The 16,121-nt window shown below is 40.2% G+C and carries 21 protein-coding genes and 1 tRNA gene; 12 read left to right on the top strand and 10 right to left on the bottom strand.

The annotated features are described in order from the left end of the window. Positions 1–131 precede the first annotated feature (131 nt). Both GO755_RS29610 and GO755_RS29605 read left to right on the top strand, forming a co-directional pair. On the top strand, positions 132–2,207 hold the full coding sequence (locus GO755_RS29610) for a hypothetical protein (protein WP_157589052.1): 2,076 nt from the start codon (positions 132–134) through the stop codon (positions 2,205–2,207). Positions 2,208–2,265: 58 nt separating this feature from the next. Further along, a tRNA-Met gene (locus GO755_RS29605) sits at positions 2,266–2,338 on the top strand. Between the two features lie 204 nt (positions 2,339–2,542). Here the strand turns inward: GO755_RS29605 and GO755_RS29600 are convergent. From GO755_RS29600 to GO755_RS29560, 9 genes are all read right to left on the bottom strand, one after another. Further along, positions 2,543–2,851 (bottom strand): hypothetical protein, encoded by a 309-nt coding sequence (locus tag GO755_RS29600; RefSeq protein ID WP_157589051.1) that lies wholly within the window; start codon positions 2,849–2,851, stop codon positions 2,543–2,545. Positions 2,852–2,904: 53 nt separating this feature from the next. Further along, entirely contained in the window at positions 2,905–3,882 is a 978-nt protein-coding gene (locus GO755_RS29595) for an RES domain-containing protein (RefSeq protein ID WP_157589050.1), read from the bottom strand. A gap of 137 nt (positions 3,883–4,019) precedes the next feature. Further along, positions 4,020–5,339, bottom strand: coding sequence for a hypothetical protein (locus GO755_RS29590; protein ID WP_157589049.1), 1,320 nt, complete (start codon positions 5,337–5,339; stop codon positions 4,020–4,022). Between the two features lie 234 nt (positions 5,340–5,573). Further along, positions 5,574–5,939 carry a hypothetical protein gene (locus tag GO755_RS29585; protein WP_157589048.1) on the bottom strand — a complete coding sequence of 122 codons (366 nt, stop codon included), beginning with the start codon at positions 5,937–5,939 and terminating at the stop codon, positions 5,574–5,576. A gap of 43 nt (positions 5,940–5,982) precedes the next feature. Next, a complete protein-coding gene (locus tag GO755_RS29580; protein ID WP_157589047.1) occupies positions 5,983–6,621 on the bottom strand; it encodes a restriction endonuclease in 639 nt (212 codons plus the stop codon). Between the two features lie 16 nt (positions 6,622–6,637). Next, positions 6,638–6,793 carry a hypothetical protein gene (locus tag GO755_RS29575; protein WP_157589046.1) on the bottom strand — a complete coding sequence of 52 codons (156 nt, stop codon included), beginning with the start codon at positions 6,791–6,793 and terminating at the stop codon, positions 6,638–6,640. Positions 6,794–6,799: 6 nt separating this feature from the next. Then, the gene (locus tag GO755_RS29570; RefSeq protein ID WP_157589045.1) at positions 6,800–7,411 is read right to left on the bottom strand and encodes a hypothetical protein; all 612 of its coding nucleotides are present in this window, start codon (positions 7,409–7,411) and stop codon (positions 6,800–6,802) included. 19 nt (positions 7,412–7,430) lie between these two features. After that, positions 7,431–7,700 (bottom strand): hypothetical protein, encoded by a 270-nt coding sequence (locus GO755_RS29565; RefSeq protein ID WP_157589044.1) that lies wholly within the window; start codon positions 7,698–7,700, stop codon positions 7,431–7,433. Between the two features lie 398 nt (positions 7,701–8,098). Beyond that, positions 8,099–8,776: a hypothetical protein gene (locus GO755_RS29560; protein WP_157589043.1), complete on the bottom strand. Its 678-nt coding sequence runs from the start codon at positions 8,774–8,776 to the stop codon at positions 8,099–8,101. Positions 8,777–9,640: 864 nt separating this feature from the next. Between GO755_RS29560 and GO755_RS29555 the strand changes: the two genes are divergently transcribed. From GO755_RS29555 to GO755_RS29515, 10 genes are all read left to right on the top strand, one after another. Continuing rightward, positions 9,641–9,847, top strand: a complete 207-nt coding sequence (locus GO755_RS29555; protein WP_157589042.1) for a helix-turn-helix domain-containing protein — start codon at positions 9,641–9,643, stop codon at positions 9,845–9,847. A 209-nt stretch (positions 9,848–10,056) separates the two neighbouring features. Beyond that, positions 10,057–10,458, top strand: a complete 402-nt coding sequence (locus tag GO755_RS29550) for a hypothetical protein (protein WP_157589041.1) — start codon at positions 10,057–10,059, stop codon at positions 10,456–10,458. Beyond that, complete coding sequence (locus GO755_RS29545; protein ID WP_157589040.1) at positions 10,451–11,239, top strand: antA/AntB antirepressor family protein; 789 nt, start codon at positions 10,451–10,453, stop codon at positions 11,237–11,239. The genes GO755_RS29550 and GO755_RS29545 overlap by 8 nt, the downstream gene beginning before the upstream one ends. 134 nt (positions 11,240–11,373) lie before the next feature. Next, positions 11,374–11,559: a hypothetical protein gene (locus GO755_RS29540; RefSeq protein WP_157589039.1), complete on the top strand. Its 186-nt coding sequence runs from the start codon at positions 11,374–11,376 to the stop codon at positions 11,557–11,559. Then, the gene (locus GO755_RS29535; protein WP_157589038.1) at positions 11,543–11,896 is read left to right on the top strand and encodes an HNH endonuclease; all 354 of its coding nucleotides are present in this window, start codon (positions 11,543–11,545) and stop codon (positions 11,894–11,896) included. Before GO755_RS29540 ends, GO755_RS29535 begins: the two co-directional genes overlap by 17 nt. A 46-nt stretch (positions 11,897–11,942) precedes the next feature. Then, entirely contained in the window at positions 11,943–12,617 is a 675-nt protein-coding gene (locus GO755_RS29530) for a hypothetical protein (RefSeq protein ID WP_157589037.1), read from the top strand. An 80-nt stretch (positions 12,618–12,697) separates the two neighbouring features. After that, positions 12,698–13,390: a hypothetical protein gene (locus tag GO755_RS41050; RefSeq protein WP_198174979.1), complete on the top strand. Its 693-nt coding sequence runs from the start codon at positions 12,698–12,700 to the stop codon at positions 13,388–13,390. A gap of 5 nt (positions 13,391–13,395) precedes the next feature. Then, a complete protein-coding gene (locus tag GO755_RS29525) occupies positions 13,396–14,694 on the top strand; it encodes a GIY-YIG nuclease family protein (protein WP_198174978.1) in 1,299 nt (432 codons plus the stop codon). A 112-nt stretch (positions 14,695–14,806) separates the two neighbouring features. Then, positions 14,807–15,091, top strand: a complete 285-nt coding sequence (locus GO755_RS29520) for a hypothetical protein (protein ID WP_157589035.1) — start codon at positions 14,807–14,809, stop codon at positions 15,089–15,091. Positions 15,092–15,101: 10 nt separating this feature from the next. Beyond that, complete coding sequence (locus GO755_RS29515) at positions 15,102–15,800, top strand: hypothetical protein (RefSeq protein WP_157589034.1); 699 nt, start codon at positions 15,102–15,104, stop codon at positions 15,798–15,800. Here GO755_RS29515 and GO755_RS29510 read toward each other — a convergent pair. Then, positions 15,801–16,121: hypothetical protein (locus GO755_RS29510; protein WP_227687136.1), on the bottom strand; the 321-nt coding region annotated here is incomplete at its 5' end.

Raw genomic sequence — 16,121 nt, 5'->3', positions numbered from 1 at the left:
GTCGAAATTGTAGGTATTCCGTTTACGTAGTAGTTGCTGAGCAATTGTACGTCATGTCGTAGTTTTTTTGGCTTTTATAAAAGGGGGGTACGCCTTATCAACTTTGAGCGAAACTTCAAACGAAATTCGGCATGGCGGATCGGGAGGGCTTATTACTAGAAAATCAGCATGTGGCGACGCTATCGGGCATTGCGACGACGTATCAGGGCAATGACTTAACTAAACCTGATAGTTTGCAGACAAACTTTTCCCAGGTCTTTGATTTGCCGGATAGTCGGTTAATCAGGAAGCTGAGCCAGAACGCCGAGCAGCTCGACGCCCGTTCGGACTGGCCTTATAAGCCGCTGTCAGCGATGCTGATCGAGCGAGGAGAAATCATTTTTGATGGATTTGCAGAACTGACCAGCTTTTCGGGGGGATGGGAAGTCGAATTGTATGAAGAAAAAAAGGATCTGTTTGCCCGGTTGTCGCGGTCGATCCGTTCGGCAAATCTGGCCTATTTGAACCATGACTGGACAATCGAGCAAATGAATATGCGCGCAGTTGCAACCGAGGGCATTTGCTATCCTGTGATTGATTATGGTCTGCTTCGCAATGGCGTGCAGCCGCCCGACATTCTTTTTCCCGCCATTTTTGTCAAGACGCTCATTAATCAAATGCTCCAGGAAGAGGGGTATACGATGGTCGGTGAGTTACCGGGCGATGAGCTGTACAAGCGACTACTAATTCCGTTTTCGGAGGATGTTCCCACCAGCAATGATCAGCAGTGGCAAACGGATCGCTTTGCCAACGTGACGATGAACTTACCGCCCGACACCATCGACAAAGGAACCCTGGGTGGAGGTAGTTTTATTGATCGCATTCAGCCCTATAGCATCGACAATACCGACATTTTCTATCAGGGCAAACTACATCCGTTCAATACAACGACCCACACTTATGCCTGCCCTTCGGCCATGAATCTACGGGTCGATGCCAGTCAAATTTTCAAAGCTCTTTGCGTTCTTGGCGGTGTGGAGGTGATCCTGTCAGTCGTAAAAAACGGCAATACAGTGGCAAGTAATCGATTTGAGGCAGGGTCTGGTTATAATCTATTATTCCTGCGAAGCGACCGGCTGACCCTCTCCCAGACCGTCAAGTGTAAAGCAGGTGATCGGGTGCAGATTCGGCTCGAAGCCCGGCGGTTTACCGAGTTTGGCGCCTTTCGCTTTGAGATTTATAATGATCCCGATAATTCGTTTGTGTCGTTTACACCCAGTCTAACCACCGCCCTAGGGGATACCTGGTTAGTGTCCCGGAATCTTCCTGATATTACCGGAACGGCTTTGATGGTGGCCGTCGCCCATATTTACGGTGGTACCTGGCTGGTCAACAAGCGTCGGCGACAGATCCGCTTTTCCAAATTATCCGATACGATCAACAATACCAGTAATGTGCTGGACTGGAGTGCTAAACTCAATACGGGTGTTCAGCCGGGATGGGTACCCCGCATCGATCCGTATGGCCAGGTCAACCGGCTGACCTGGAAAGAAACCGACGAGAGCAAGGCCGCGGGCCAGCTTATTGGTTCTACTTTCCTGAATTATGGGGATGGGGTGATCAATGTGGCAGCCCCGGTGCTGGAGGCTGACGTTCCGCTTTTTGAGATGCCCTTCGCGGCCAGTACCGACAGTGATCAGGATCTGCCTGGCTATGGAAATCCCGTCTTTATAAAAACCCGAACGGTATCAGGTGTGGGCGAAAATCTGACGATCAACAACCAGAGTACCAGCCCAAGGCTGCTGCTGGCTTCGCTCGATGATGCCGTGCCGGTTCAAACAACGCGCATCCTTGACGATGGGGTGACGGTCGAGCCGGTAACGGTGAAGCTGAAACCGTGTTGGTTTGGCAAACGGCCGTTTCCGGCTATTACCAACAACACCGCCTTTTGCTTATCCTTTGCCCCGATTCCGATTGCCCGAGGGGAGCAGGCCTTGATCAATTTGTATTATGGTGGACTTAAGCGAGTCCTGCGCCGGATGCGGGTGCTCACTGTGTCGATGTATCTCAAGCCAGCTGACATTGCCAGTCTGGATTTTTCGAAGTTAATCCGCCTGCAACGGGTCAAAGTTGGCGCTCTTATTCTTTCAGATCAAATTTTCTATTTGAACAAGGTCGAGAATTATGTCAGTGGCCAGCCGTGTCAGGTAACGCTGATTGCTTTTTAAAAATATTGAACCCGAAATTTGTCTTGATTTTTCAGACAAATTTCTAATATCTTTGTAAGGCGAGTTAGAGCAGATGGTAGCTCGTAGGGCTCATAACTCTAAGGTCGGCAGTTCGAGTCTGCCACTCGCTACTAAAAAGGGTGTCGTATAAACGGGTTACTTCGCTGCAAAGATTGAGTCGTCGGTTCGAATCCGGCCTGATTACTTAAAGTAATCAGTAGCTCAGTTGGTAGAGCAAATCAGAAAAACACCTGTCTAGCTTGTTACCCCTTTTTTAAATTACTAGCAACAAAAATCCCGGCCATATCAACCGGGATTTTTGTTTTTGCCTACTACTACCCCTTCACATCCGCCCGATTTTCCACCCGCACCTGCCGATTCACCTTCGTGCGAATATTACCCACATCAACAATCGGGTTTGGCAGGGACTGGATGGCGTTGACAAGGACTCTTTGCATCTGTCCGTAATCAATGGGAGCAACACCATTGGCCGCATTACTAATTACCCCCCCATATTCCATGCGATGTGGAGTATAACGGGCAATGGGAGATAAGGCGGGTATTCGCTGGGTGCCCTGATAGACAACCCCACCCCCTAACTGATTGATTTCCGATACCTTTTGCCTTACCCCGGGGATAGCCATGGATCGTTTATTAATAAGATCGAACGGAGAGGTGATTAAATTTTGGGCAGTACCTATTTTTCATCATCGCTTTTACGTATTGCTTCCATAAAAAGTTTCAATTCTATTTCAGGGTTATATAATATTTTATCGTTCTTAATGTCAAAATCTTTTACCTCATATACAAAGCCAGTCTTAATTATATCTTTGCTTTTGATATTAGCTTTATCATAATTAGTTTCCCCTACGGTAAATACTAAGATCGAATCTAATTGTAATTTATCTAGAACTATTGAATTTCGAATTGCAAGATTTGTTAAACCAAAATCCATTTTTGTACTTGGGTAACTAATGGCATCTATTTTAAATCCATTACTATCTGGGGCCGCCTGGAGAAATCTTGAAGAAATGAAGGCAGAGAATAAATAGTTCTCCTTTTCATCGCTAGAAACAATTTTCATAAATTCCTCTGTCAAAAACTTAAGGACTTCGTGGAATATTTTTCCGAAATTTGGGTCAATATTTTTCTGAGCTTCCTTGTAATAAGAGAAAGCATTTTTCGATTCCTGATTCAGAAAAGTTTTCTCTGGATGAAATATTGAATGAGTATTCAGAAATTGTCCTGGCTTTATTTTCCATTCACTAACTGTAATGTAATCGCCAACTTGGGGCTGAGTTTCCCAAAGGGCAGTTTCTAAGTTTAAGGCAGCATAGAATACACTTTCGCCGGGCAAATTACATCTATTGTAATTTGACATTCCTACTGGGGGGCCTAGCAATTGAGAAATTTTCTGAAGCTTTTCCTTTCGACCTTCACACAAAAATTTATTATTAGTTACTCTAAATAATTTTGTAGGATAAGTGTCTGCAAAAAAAGCAAGATTTACGTTAAAAAATCGATCAATGTTTCGCTTTAAAGTTTCCAACTCCTCCACTTTAAGGCCAAAAAAACCCTTATTGCTCAATTGGCGATAGTAGTTCAATTTTTCAATAATACTTTCAGGAGAGTTAAATAAATGCCTCCTATAATCTTTGACAATTTGTTCAATCATGGCGTAAAAGGAGCAAGGCTTATATAAATCACCGGAGTTAACCAAGTTGGTTATTATGCAAAAACTAATTAATTACAAATAAAAATCAAACAAAAAACGACTAGCTAATAGCAGCAGAAATTCAATCGACGGCAATATTAAACCCAAGGAACATCAATCTCTATTCTATCGGTATAAATATTGCATCGGTTTATATATTTTCCTTTATAATTTAATATGTATAATAAAGATAATTCTACATACCATAAGCCTAATTGTAGTGACTCATATTTTAGCATATCATTCATTTCGGCTACCTTTCTCCTTTTCGTTGCTTGAGAGTGGACTAAAGCATTTCTAATTTGCACAAAGGCATCTGGTGCATCTTGTACTTCTTCAGCTGCACAATCAATATATTTATTAAGCTCCCTAAAAGAAGGCGGAACATTATTACTTATCTTAAGTAAAGAAATGAGAAGTCTGATTTTATTTGCTGCCGAGATATTTTCTGCATCTTTTCCAATTATAAAACGTTTTTGTTCAACTAACAACCAGTTGTAGATTAGTTCAAGTGCAGTTTGTGCCATAATTATAGCACCATCAACGAGGCCAGATTGATTATTTGCTTCAGTATACCAATGAATAGCATCGGTCATAAACTGTCGGTTATTTGTATCTTTCCAAAGCTTACAAAATTCGCCCCAAATAGCATCAAAACTAGACTTACTGGGAGGAGCCCAAGAATTAACAAACTTAAATTGATCTACATGATAAGCCGTATAGTCGCACCATTTAATATCATCTTCAAAAACACCTTTTCTAAAAATAGGCGAGCATCGTCTACCGTTCAAAAAATTTAAAAACGCGGACAATAAAATTAGTTGTTCATGTATGTCTGATCGCTTAATCGAACCTTTCCTACTCGTTATTTCACCAGTGTATAGGATTAAGTATCCCCCCTTATTGCGCAACATGAAATGTCTTTCTGAGTAATCAGTGAGCTTATCTATTTTTATTATATACCCTTCGTTTTCAAATAATAACCGACCACTTATATATCCAGTTTCTGTTTTAACCGCGCTACCATAAAATTCCTTTAAATTAGCAATTGAAAAAGTCACCTTTGAAACAGGAACGGATTTGTCCCCTATAACTGTTAAACCTTTCATTGCACCTTCTATATAAAGTGCATCTGATGAAATAATTACACTAACAAAGCATTGTCCAATTGGTAATCCATCGATAATAAGATCATATACTCTAAATTGGACCGACTGCCTAACTTTACTATTCTCCGTTACGACATTGCCAGTAAACCTACTACCTATACTAGGAAACCACTCGAATGTTAAGCTGCCTTCTACTTCAATTACGATATCGTCCGTTATAAGTTGAAAAATGCCTTTATAAATGACAATACTTTCATTAGGCTTTTCCATTTGAACGAGTTCTTTTATCTGCTTCGATTCGTTTGGCATGTGTGGATTGATTGTATAACTCAAAGAGTACGTAAATTATATTGCTAATTTAATTATTGAATGGTCTTATTAGTATAGAGGGGATAGATAAAGTCATTATAATAATGTTTTTTTTGTATTTGATTACATTGCAATTTCATCCAGAATTTATAATATCTTTTTCTAGATTTTAATAAATCTAAAGACCATTTTCTTTTGTCCTTATCTATCATATCTTAGAAGTAGGCTTTTTTATTACTTATCAAACTTTACTTCATTTGATTTGTCAAAATCATGCGGAAACACTTTATCTCTTGCTATGCCTAACCTCCTATAGTAAACACTTTCAAAAGGTGATCCATCAAAGCTGTACTTACAATAAATATGGGGATTCTGATAATATTCATCCCCATCAACTTTATAGCCCACAATATTATAGTAAGGTATTCGGCCAATTTTTATTGCATTTATAGCCGTATATCTTGAATCATTCTTTCGCTTATCGTAATAGTCTGTTAGTACTTCCCATTTGCCTTTTTCATCCACTATGATTGTTATTTCTATACCTGCGTTAATATAAACCTCAATTCCGTTGTGATATGTATCGTAGAAAAATGCCATTCCCCAGGCTGAGTTTTCGTTGCCCTCGGGATAGGTCGTATCGTCAACAGAATGCAAAAAAAAATTTATGCGATATAAATTTATGAAAAGGCTCATAAGAAAGGGTTCTCCAATGATTGCCGTCCTTCATGTATTTTTGGTCAATAAGGTCCCTCCCAACTTTCTTTTCCATTGCTAAGCCGTAACGTATACGGGCGGCATTGTCTTTAACTGTACGCTCTAATTTCACGCCAAAATATACAAATAGTAGATCCTTATAATCCTTATAGAGTTTGGCTTCTAAAGTACTAGCCGTCCAAATTTCCGTTTCAATAATTCCCTTTTGTATTGCGTATTCCTTACCATATTCATGGTTTGCCCGAGTTAAATCACACGAAATAATGATTAATAATTTAAAAGGCAGGGATGGATTTCTAGTTACTTCATCAATGATGTGTGTAATATCGTTCTTACCTATGGAAGTGTATCGCTTACATTGAATAAACCAAACTCTCTCCTCTTTATCCACTTGCTGTACCGCGTGAATGTCTACACCAATATCTGAACCTTTTCTCCCATAATGGTTCAACGCCTTCCATTCCTGAATACGGGACACAACATTAAGACATAGATCTTCAAAACGCAGGGGGTCAAGGTCTGTAAAATGAAGTCTATTAAATGTACGAGATGGTTGATTTTCCATAACTGATTACTATTCTTCAATCTGATAACTTTGCCTTTATTTTCTGCACCTCTTCTTGAAATACTTCGTTTGTAATTCTCTTCAAGGCCTCTTCTAAGGGTGTTCTTTCATAGTCTAATAAATCAGGATATTTATTTAAATAATTAAGAATGGCTTTAAGTGCTGCACTCACTTCAGATTAACCAAAGAAACCTTTAATTTCATATAGTCTATATGATTCTATTAGCCATTCTTCAAGTCTAGAGTGTTCAAAATTGGCATCTTTTGATGTATCGTGAAAGGTTGAAAAAACTAATAGAGACTTTATAAATCTTATTTTTAACTCTAGATAATCTCTCTCTAAAAAAGGGAATTTATTTTTAAGTTGCTGAAATTCCTCCATAGAAACAGCATTATTTTTGGTTTGAAATAATTTCTTCAGCTGCTCAATTTGTTCATTAATATCATTTTTTGAAATAGCTCTTACGTTTAGGCTTATTTCCTCTAATCTTCTAGTATTAGTTAACCAGTTTTGAAACCCGTTCCAAAAGGTCACAATAGTTAATAAGGCAATAACTGACCCAATGAGAAAATAGGAGGCTGACAGTATTTTATCATTAGCGGTACTTATTGAACCAATTCGTTCGGACAATATTTTATTATCAGTCTCAAAAAGAGAAACCTTTTTCTTTAACTCTTCGATTTGGGTGCTATCCTTTGTAGTGGCAACTAATTTATTGGGCAAAAAAAACAACAATATTAACAGTCCCTGTACAATCGAATTTCTGCGAAACAATGCGATCTTGCTCATTTTTTTTAATATGTTGCACTTATACTATTTTAATAGTTTGTAATGATTCGTTCGGATGTTTAATAATCAGAAAAGTCTCGTTATCCTCGCCTTTTCCTTGAATGGATTTCGGCTTCAGGTTTCTATAGCGTATAATTGGCAGGTCCATATCTATCCTTTCAAAATCTCCTCTTTCTATCCATTTTTCAAGTTCTTCTCTAATGGTTTGAGGGTTGAGGCTATTTACATATGCATAATTTGTATTCTCAACTATAATAGTTAGTAGCACTGGCGGCACGCGAGAGTTCATTTTAGCTTCTTTTCGTGAAGACAAACAAGTTATTATCTGTACGAATCTACTATATGCACCTTCAATTCGACAAGAAGGGGTAAGCTTTAGCTAAAGGCTTGAGTATATACTGGAAAAATGAGGAATTGGATAGTACTCAAGTGGAGTCAAAACATGTAGATACATTGAATAAACGGGCTAAAGAAAACGCAAATCAATACTTTTACTACTTTGGTCACCCTTTAAGAGTCATTACTGATAACGATTTATTATGAAAGCAGTCTATCGGTCAATTAGCTTACTGATTGTCTTGTTGATGGCGAGTTGTTCCAGCGAGGGGTTGGGAACGAAGTGAATTAACCCTCTTTACTGACCTTAACCTCTTCTTTGCTTTTAACCGGCTCTATTGCCGCCCTGTCTTATTCGATAATCACTTCTTCTATACCTTTTCCGTTTTCTATTAAGGAAAACGTATAAGGGGGCAACTCATATTTTTGCCACCCAAAATCCATATTATATTGACTCTCATTATACCGTTTAGAAAAAGTAAACATCAAAAACCTTAATAACATGGAATGTAAGGAAGACACTTCTTTGACAAATCGGTCTACTCTACGATGTTGTAATTTATCTATTAACTGCTCATTATACTGTACGTTTCCTATAATCTTATATAAAGCATCTAATCTATCAGTGTCCATATAAATAGAGTCACTTTTTTCGTCTAACCTTATTCGTAGTTGATTAACAAACAATATTCTCATTTTTGGAAGTTCAATTTCTGATACATAGGCATTATGCCTAGCGATTCCTTCAAAATGTTTAGAGAGCACACTGATTATCATATTTCTTTGCTGCGCAACTACTATGTCGTAAATTTCAATATCATCTACACTGATTGCTCTAGTATGGCTAACAAGCCATTTCTCTTGGGTTGGCAATATTTTAGCACTGCTAGGGAATACTAATCGTTTCTCAGTAGTATCTATATTCGCTAGGGGAGTTATATTAGTTACGCTAATTTCAGGCTTAGATTCTCCAACGTTAAGTTGTCGAGCTTTATGTGAAATTTGGTAAGCTACGTAAACAAGGGCCATACTTAATCCGAACCCTATTGCTATGACGAACGAGTCTATCATTTTTTAAATAAGATTAGATACCAGGTTATTGCGCAACTAAGGGTACCAAAAAATATATGTAGATAAACAATGCCTTGGATGCCGCAGTATACTATAACCACAAACAATGCCAAATTGATAAAAGTAGCTATATGAAAGAGATTCTTTAACTCCTCTATCTTATGTGCTTCTACATTGGCGCTTAAATCATATGAAATAGTTAACCTATTAGATGTATAAGCATAAGAGGGTTTTATGCCCAAGACCTTATTTGCTATAAAGTGGTCAAAATACGAGAATGGCAATAGTTGGCCTACTCCTAACGCTCCAAGTGTAATACCAATTGTATTTAAGTCTTTGTTTAAGATAAAACGAATAAAGTATTGAAGGAAAATAGCAAATGCAGGTATAACTATCAAAATTACACCCTTTCTGGACAGTATAGTACTTAACATATAAAACTTGAAAAGATTTCTAAAAGTGTGGTTTTAATAAAGTAAAAGCCTGATAATTAATACATTTACTGCAATGTTGTCAAATCTACTTTTTAAAACTATCATTTCACTACTTATAGGATATAGGGAACAATATACTTACCATAGCCGCATGCCTAACATCAAAAAAATTTTATAAGCCACGAATGTCACGCAAATACATGTATATACTTTGAATACCAAGCTAAGTAGTTTGCACTACACTGACTGGCCGAAATGATGTAGCTACGCGTAATGAGCGAGCCGGGGTAAATAAGCATTTGTCGTCTCTCTTAGCCGCTTATACGGAACTTCTTGTCAACTGAATGTAAGGACGTTACTTTTGTGCTTCTATATACAACCCATTATAATGTCGGATATATCAGAACAGGTAGGACAATTGATTCGGGAAGCTCGTATCAAAAAAGGCTTAAGTCAATTAGAGCTTGCACAAATACTTGGGGTGACCAAGGCTGCGGTTAGTGGCTACGAAACAGGTCGTCAAAATCTTACATTAGGGACATTGCAAAAAATTGCTACTGCCCTAGACACTCCCTTGTCTATAAAATTAGGTTAAAAAAATTTGCCAATTAAGTAAAGATATATCTTTACTTTTCTTATATTTGTTAAGTCAATGAGGAGCAGAAAAGGCGATATAGTACCGAGGAGGTTGCCCGCTGGACCGTATGTAACGATTTGATAGTCAATAATAAAGCAAAACCCCGACGCTACAGACTTGGCAGAACGAGCGAAGGGGCGATGTGTAACAGTTAAACCTTTCGAGTTATGTGTAACACGGAGCAAAACTACGTGGGTAGGGGGAATAATGCAATCCCGTCTACACCACCGGCCCAAAATGCGGCCCAACCCCCTGTCCCCGGTGATGACCGGAGGGCTTATTTTCACCGAATTGCGGACCACCCCGGCGCATCGGAATATCTGGAGTCGTTGCTTGAGTTAATCGGCGACTATTTGAATACGACAACTCCCATCCCGGCCATAAATAATATTTGCATGGGGTGGATGCAACACACTCACAACTCTCCCTGGTTATCAGCAGGAGATAAAGACAGTCTCTCTACAATCCTAAGCCTGACTACTTTTTTGGTTCGGCTCAAGAGTTGTCACGAAGCCTTCTTAATTGAAGAGTCTAGTCTTGTTCAAACTCAACGGGAAGACGATGAATGAGCTTATTTCCATTACAACAGGAGTGCAAGGTTCTCCCGTTGTTTCTGCTCGGGAGCTACATGGCTTTTTGTCGATCAAGTCCAAGTTTGCCGACTGGATTAAGAATCGGATCATTAAGTACAAGCTTTTGGAGAATGAAGACTACGTGCTTATAGCTGAAGAAGGTTTTTCTAAAAGTTTAGAAAAAGGTGGTAGACCTGAACTGGACTACGCATTAACCTTAGATACAGCTAAAGAGTTGGCCATGGTGGAAAACAATGAGAAAGGGCGTGAAGCACGGCGCTACTTCATTGAAAAGGAAAAGCAACTCCGCCAACTCATCGATGCTCCAGTTTCTACCGAACAAGTCCTAATCCAGCTTGTGAGTCAGCAGGTGCAACTCATGGCCGACACCCAGCAGATGCTTAATCAGCTACGCCTGGATGTGGACAGTATCATGCATGGTCAGAAGCCCCCCTCGGCCAAACCGAGCCGTTCCGGTAAGCAACTGAGTCTTCCGGGACTGCCCCCTTCCTCCCGAAGAAGTTCGGCGGGCAGCCCCTCCTCCTCCTTGCGGCAGCTTATCCATACCCGCGTAATTGAATACTGCGGCTATCATGAGGCCACCACCCAGGAGACCTACAACTACCTCTACAAGCGCATGTTCGAGGTGTACAGCATTAGTGTCTATCGTTTGGTACGGATGGGGACGGAGAGTTTGTTGGATGCGGTTGAGCGATACGGTCACTTGGACCGCCTGTACTCGCTAGTCATGGCCGAACTCCATTACAACGAAGACTAATAAAATGAACCTCAAAACGCTCCAACCCTTCGCCCTGCCTTTCGTCCTCTTCCTACTAGCCGCTTGTAGTGTCCAGTGGGCTACGAACCGGCTAACCAATCAGCGGGGGTTGGAGCCCAAACCCTCGATTTTACATGGAACATATACACATCAGCGTTCAGACATTGATAGAATGCCACTTATCCGAATGGCAGGAGTTGAAAGATCAGTTAGAAGCCGATAAAGAAGATTCAACTGCTTCGATTGCTTACTGTGAGACTGAGATTGAGCGGTTATTAATTCAGGCTAAACGACTCGCTGCTAATGGAAACGCCGATTAGTCGAACCGCTCTCATTAAGTTGATTCGCCGACTGGCCGAATACGAGCAGTGGAAACGGGCGGTATTTATTCGGGATCGTTTTCAGTGCCAATTGTGCGGGGCAAGGAATGGCAGGAAACGGGTCATCGAGGCCGACCATAAACAAGCCCTGTCAAGTCTGGTAAAGGAAAATAAAATAACGACGCTGGCAGAGGCTTTAGGCTGTTTTGCCCTATGGGATATTACCAATGGGCGAACCTTGTGCCATTCCTGCCATGAGCAAACGGAGTCGTATCCGGTCCAATTAAGACGCCGGAAAACGAAGAAAAAAGGTCGTAAAAAATGCGTATCTTACTAAGTACATTTAAACGTACGGGAGACCACTTTTTAACATTACAAACTCGATGAATTCTGATCAGCAAGAGCCGGATTGGCTCGATGGAGGGTATTTTTACGAAGGCAGGCATTTGCAGAATTTTCTTGACTTTCATCTAATTACGCATAAACAACTGGCGGAACGAATGAATATAACTACGCAGGCTATTGGCACTTACACCCGTTCTCCAACCATAAGTCGACGCATTTTGGCCAAAATTTTAACTGCTTTGCAGATTAGTCGTGAGGCCTATATGAAGCCATTACATAGCCTTGTGCCACCTTTACCTGAGGGCCATTTACTTAAAGCCTATATGTACCAACGGAAAATCCCCCAAGTATGGCTGGCTCAAAAGTTAAATAAAACAAAGCCGGCAATAACCGCCTATTTCAAGAGTAAAACGCTAAAACAACAGGTCCGGGATGAAATATTAGAAGCCCTTGGCACTACCTATGAAAACGTGTTTGGAGATAGACAGCCTTTATCCACTACAACTCAACAGGTGGTCCATCAGGAACCTTCCGTCCCACCACCCCTTGATGACGCCTTAACAATGGTACGTCGCCAACTGGCTGAATGGCAGGCTTTGTTGAGTCAGTTGCAGGCCCAGAACGCGCCCGCTCAACTGTTAAGTTTCTGTCAGTATCAGATTTGGCACCTGGAATTGAGCCTGCCGGCTCTGGGTCTTTCCATATCGGTATAGGTAAGTATAATATGACTCCCTATCAAAGCGATTATTTGCGTGATGTAATTGAGGGGGAGCTAACCAGCATTTTTTCAACAATGAATTCAAACCAACAAGAGCCACAGGAGCCCAGTGAACAAGAGCCGCTGGAGCCCAATGAAGAGGTATTTCATGAAGGCCGGCATTTACGAAATTACCTGGACTTCCACCAGATTCCTCTGAAGCAATTAGCGCACCAAATGGGAGTAACTGCGCAGGCTGTTGGCAGCCAAACCCGGTCAGCCATTGTAACCCCCCGTGTTTTAGATAATATTTTACGTATTCTAGGGGTTAGTCATGAAGAGTATATGAAGCCGTTATACCTTCTCCCTCCACCTTTACCTGAGGGCCATTTACTTAAAGCCTATATGTACCAACGGAAAATCCCCCAAGTATGGCTGGCTCAAAAATTAAATAAAACAAAGGCAACAATAACCGACTATTTTCAAGCTAAAACGTTTACTAAGCGTGTTCGTGAGGATATTCTAGCAGCCCTGCGCACTACAGAGGAGGAAGTGTTTGGGAGCGGACAGGTTCTACTGGTTACTCCCCCCAAGGCAACTCAGGAAGAACCTTCGTCAACCCCTGTTGAGGACGCCCTGTCAATGGTACGTCGCCAACTGGCTGAATGGCAGGCTTTGTTGAGTCAGTTGCAGGCCCAGAACGCGCCCGCTCAACAGTTAAGTTTCTGCCAGTATCAGATTTGGCACCTGGAATTAAGCCTGCCAGCTCTGGGTCTTTCTATCCATTAAAAGTCATGAAAAACAACATTCCAAAGGAACTATACAACGCGGCTGGTATCTATGAGATTCGCAACCTTGTCAATGGTAAGGTGTATATAGGGTCAGCTATTCGCTTTAAGCCTCGCTTTAATGGTCACAAGTCACAGTTGAGAAGACAAACTCATGTTAATAAGGGCTTACAGAACGCTTACTATAGGGATGGAGAAAATTCGTTTCATTTCAATATATTACAGATTATTGAGCCTCTTGCAAACGAGCCGGTAGAGACCCTAAAAACGAGACTGTTAGAAGTTGAATTTGAAAATATTCAAAAATTCAAGTCAACAGAAAGATTGAATGGTTATAATCTTCAAAAGGACCCCCGGCAGCCTTCATATGGATATGGCAATATGCCTAATGAGCCTGAATTGTACGTAGTTGATAAATCTACTATTATTAATTTACGGTTCGGTGAGTATAATAATATGTCTAAACTAACCGAAGCTCAAGTGAAATTAATAAGAATCTATTTGATTAAAGGTCGCTCTATGGGTGAAGTGGCGAGATATTTTTCGGTTACGCGTTCTTGTATCAATTTCATAAAAAGGCGTAAATGCTGGGTAGGAATTGAGCCAACTCAAGATGAAATTGATACTATACAGTTACCTGAATTTAGCAGATTTAAGGGTAAGAGAATAGGAGAAGCAGAGGTAAGGCAGATTAAATATTTACACCAAAAGGGCGCCTCCTTGACCTCAATAGGAAGGTATTTTGGTAGACATTCGGCAAGGGATATTGTAAGTGGCAGGTCTCAGGGGCATATTGACTTATCTGAAAATGATATAGCTATTTTGGAGAAGTCTCCCCTTTGGGCAGATTTTCAAAATACTATACCCCAAAAGGAGAAGATTCCAGTGACTAAACCCCGTAAGCAAAAAAAGGGCTGGCATGTAAAAGGAGAAAAGTGTCGATTTTCTAAGTTAACAGAATCTGTTGTTATCGAGATTATCGAATCACTAAAGAATGGAGTCGATACATATGAATGCGCAAAAAAATATAACCTTACCTACCAGTGTATTCATGGAATTAATACCGGGTTTACTTGGAGGCATTTAACAGGCTTAGGGGAAGGCGAGTACATAAGGAAGCCAACTCCAGCAATCGGTGAAAAAGCGTCTATGACTAAATTAACCGCAACTCATGTTAGGCAAATAAAAAACGACTTATCAAAGGGTATACAACCTGTCGAAATAGCGAAGCAATTCCCTTTTATAAACCCTAGGACTATTTATAATATCAAACATGAGCAAACGTGGAGACATATTAGCATATAGTTCATTTTTACAAAAATCCCGGTCGATATGGCCGGGATTTTTACTTATATGAGTATTAATTATCAGTGGTTTGCTTTCTTTGAGCAAAAATCTTTATTTAACTTTTATCCATATGGTGTCTTATTGGTGGTTGGTAGTTGCTGTAATAATTACTTATGCCATTCGTTCGCTTAAAGCTAAAGTCGAAATTCAGAAAGCGGTTGAAATGGATGCAAGAACTATCCAAAAATATTTTGATCTTTTAGAAAAGACTCGCACGCTTGGTGACAAAAAAAGTGAATTAATTGATCAATTAATTCAGGATAAATTCAGCCTGACAGATAGCGAGTTTCAATTAAAGGAGAATATTGCTGAGCTTCAATGCCAATACGAACGAACACTTGCTGTTTTTAACTAACTATAGGATTATGAAAAATATATTTACAGTAATATTATTTAGTCTTTCTTTTTACGCTCTAGGTCAAGATAAAATTGAAGGCATTGGTCCGTTTAAGATTGGCCAATCTAACATCAAAATTATTGAGAATATAGCATCCGAATTGAATATAAAAGTTATTAGGAGTAACAAAAGTTCTGACTTAGATTACCCTCATAGCAAGAGTCTTATAGTTGAAATAGAAACTAACCTAGAAAATGCAAAAGGCATTTCAGAGAAAGCCAGCCATTGCCCATTTGTAATAGTTTATTATATCAGTAAGTACCAAGTGTCTGGAATAGAACTTCAATCGTTATTTCTTACGTTTAGGGATGAGGTTTTAATAAAGCTCGAAACAGAATGGTACTTTGAGATTGCTAAAGCTATTGAAACAAAATACGGACCTGGCTTTAAGGAAACTCGTCGTATAGAATCAGATTGCCCAACTTCAGACAATAATAGTTCATATATAGGTGTACAAAGGCTAGTTACGTGGCGAAATAATGATATACTAGCCGCTACTTACACGAGCGTTGTGTACGACAAAGCCTGTCATATTAATACTTCTCGTGGCTTTTTTATCGAACAGCCAAGCAAAGCAATTGGATTAAATTTATGCGAAAGGCAGGGATGGTTAAAAGCTGAAGCCATCAAAACAAAAAAAGAAAAAGAATCCCTAAAGGATTTTTGATCACCCCTTAATATTGGCTTTATTCTCCACCCGAACTTGCCGATTCACCTTCGTGCGGATATTGCCAACATCAACAATCGGGTTTGGCAGGGACTGGATGGCGTTGACAAGGACTCTTTGCATCTGTCCGTAATCAATGGGAGCAACACCATTGGCCGCATTACTAATTACCCCCCCATATTCCATGCGATGTGGAGTATAACGGGCAATGGGAGATAAGGCGGGTATTCGCTGGGTGCCCTGATAGACAACCCCACCCCCTAACTGATTGATTTCCGATACCTTTTGCCTTACCCCGGGGATAGCCATGGATCGTTTATT

Origin of the sequence: Spirosoma arboris (genome assembly GCF_009754945.1) — a bacterium.
GTDB classification, from domain to species: Bacteria; Bacteroidota; Bacteroidia; order Cytophagales; family Spirosomataceae; genus Spirosoma; species Spirosoma arboris.
The sequence above is the reverse complement of the archived record's forward strand: the minus strand, read 5'-3'. Positions and strand labels throughout refer to the sequence as shown.

Bases quoted from the DNA above. Each gene is read 5' to 3' on its own strand.
- GO755_RS29600 (WP_157589051.1), bottom strand. From the start codon at position 2,851: ATGGCTATCCCCGGGGTAAGGCAAAAGGTATCGGAAATCAATCAGTTA.
- GO755_RS29585 (WP_157589048.1), bottom strand. From the start codon at position 5,939: ATGGCATTTTTCTACGATACATATCACAACGGAATTGAGGTTTATATT.
- GO755_RS29545 (WP_157589040.1), top strand. From the start codon at position 10,451: ATGAATGAGCTTATTTCCATTACAACAGGAGTGCAAGGTTCTCCCGTT.
- GO755_RS29560 (WP_157589043.1), bottom strand. From the start codon at position 8,776: ATGGCCCTTGTTTACGTAGCTTACCAAATTTCACATAAAGCTCGACAA.
- GO755_RS29555 (WP_157589042.1), top strand. From the start codon at position 9,641: ATGTCGGATATATCAGAACAGGTAGGACAATTGATTCGGGAAGCTCGT.
- GO755_RS29580 (WP_157589047.1), bottom strand. From the start codon at position 6,621: ATGGAAAATCAACCATCTCGTACATTTAATAGACTTCATTTTACAGAC.
- GO755_RS41050 (WP_198174979.1), top strand. From the start codon at position 12,698: ATGAATTCAAACCAACAAGAGCCACAGGAGCCCAGTGAACAAGAGCCG.
- GO755_RS29590 (WP_157589049.1), bottom strand. From the start codon at position 5,339: ATGCCAAACGAATCGAAGCAGATAAAAGAACTCGTTCAAATGGAAAAG.
- GO755_RS29535 (WP_157589038.1), top strand. From the start codon at position 11,543: ATGGAAACGCCGATTAGTCGAACCGCTCTCATTAAGTTGATTCGCCGA.
- GO755_RS29525 (WP_198174978.1), top strand. From the start codon at position 13,396: ATGAAAAACAACATTCCAAAGGAACTATACAACGCGGCTGGTATCTAT.
- GO755_RS29515 (WP_157589034.1), top strand. From the start codon at position 15,102: ATGAAAAATATATTTACAGTAATATTATTTAGTCTTTCTTTTTACGCT.
- GO755_RS29595 (WP_157589050.1), bottom strand. From the start codon at position 3,882: ATGATTGAACAAATTGTCAAAGATTATAGGAGGCATTTATTTAACTCT.
- GO755_RS29520 (WP_157589035.1), top strand. From the start codon at position 14,807: ATGGTGTCTTATTGGTGGTTGGTAGTTGCTGTAATAATTACTTATGCC.
- GO755_RS29550 (WP_157589041.1), top strand. From the start codon at position 10,057: ATGTGTAACACGGAGCAAAACTACGTGGGTAGGGGGAATAATGCAATC.
- GO755_RS29570 (WP_157589045.1), bottom strand. From the start codon at position 7,411: ATGAGCAAGATCGCATTGTTTCGCAGAAATTCGATTGTACAGGGACTG.
- GO755_RS29565 (WP_157589044.1), bottom strand. From the start codon at position 7,700: ATGAACTCTCGCGTGCCGCCAGTGCTACTAACTATTATAGTTGAGAAT.
- GO755_RS29610 (WP_157589052.1), top strand. From the start codon at position 132: ATGGCGGATCGGGAGGGCTTATTACTAGAAAATCAGCATGTGGCGACG.
- GO755_RS29530 (WP_157589037.1), top strand. From the start codon at position 11,943: ATGAATTCTGATCAGCAAGAGCCGGATTGGCTCGATGGAGGGTATTTT.
- GO755_RS29540 (WP_157589039.1), top strand. From the start codon at position 11,374: ATGGAACATATACACATCAGCGTTCAGACATTGATAGAATGCCACTTA.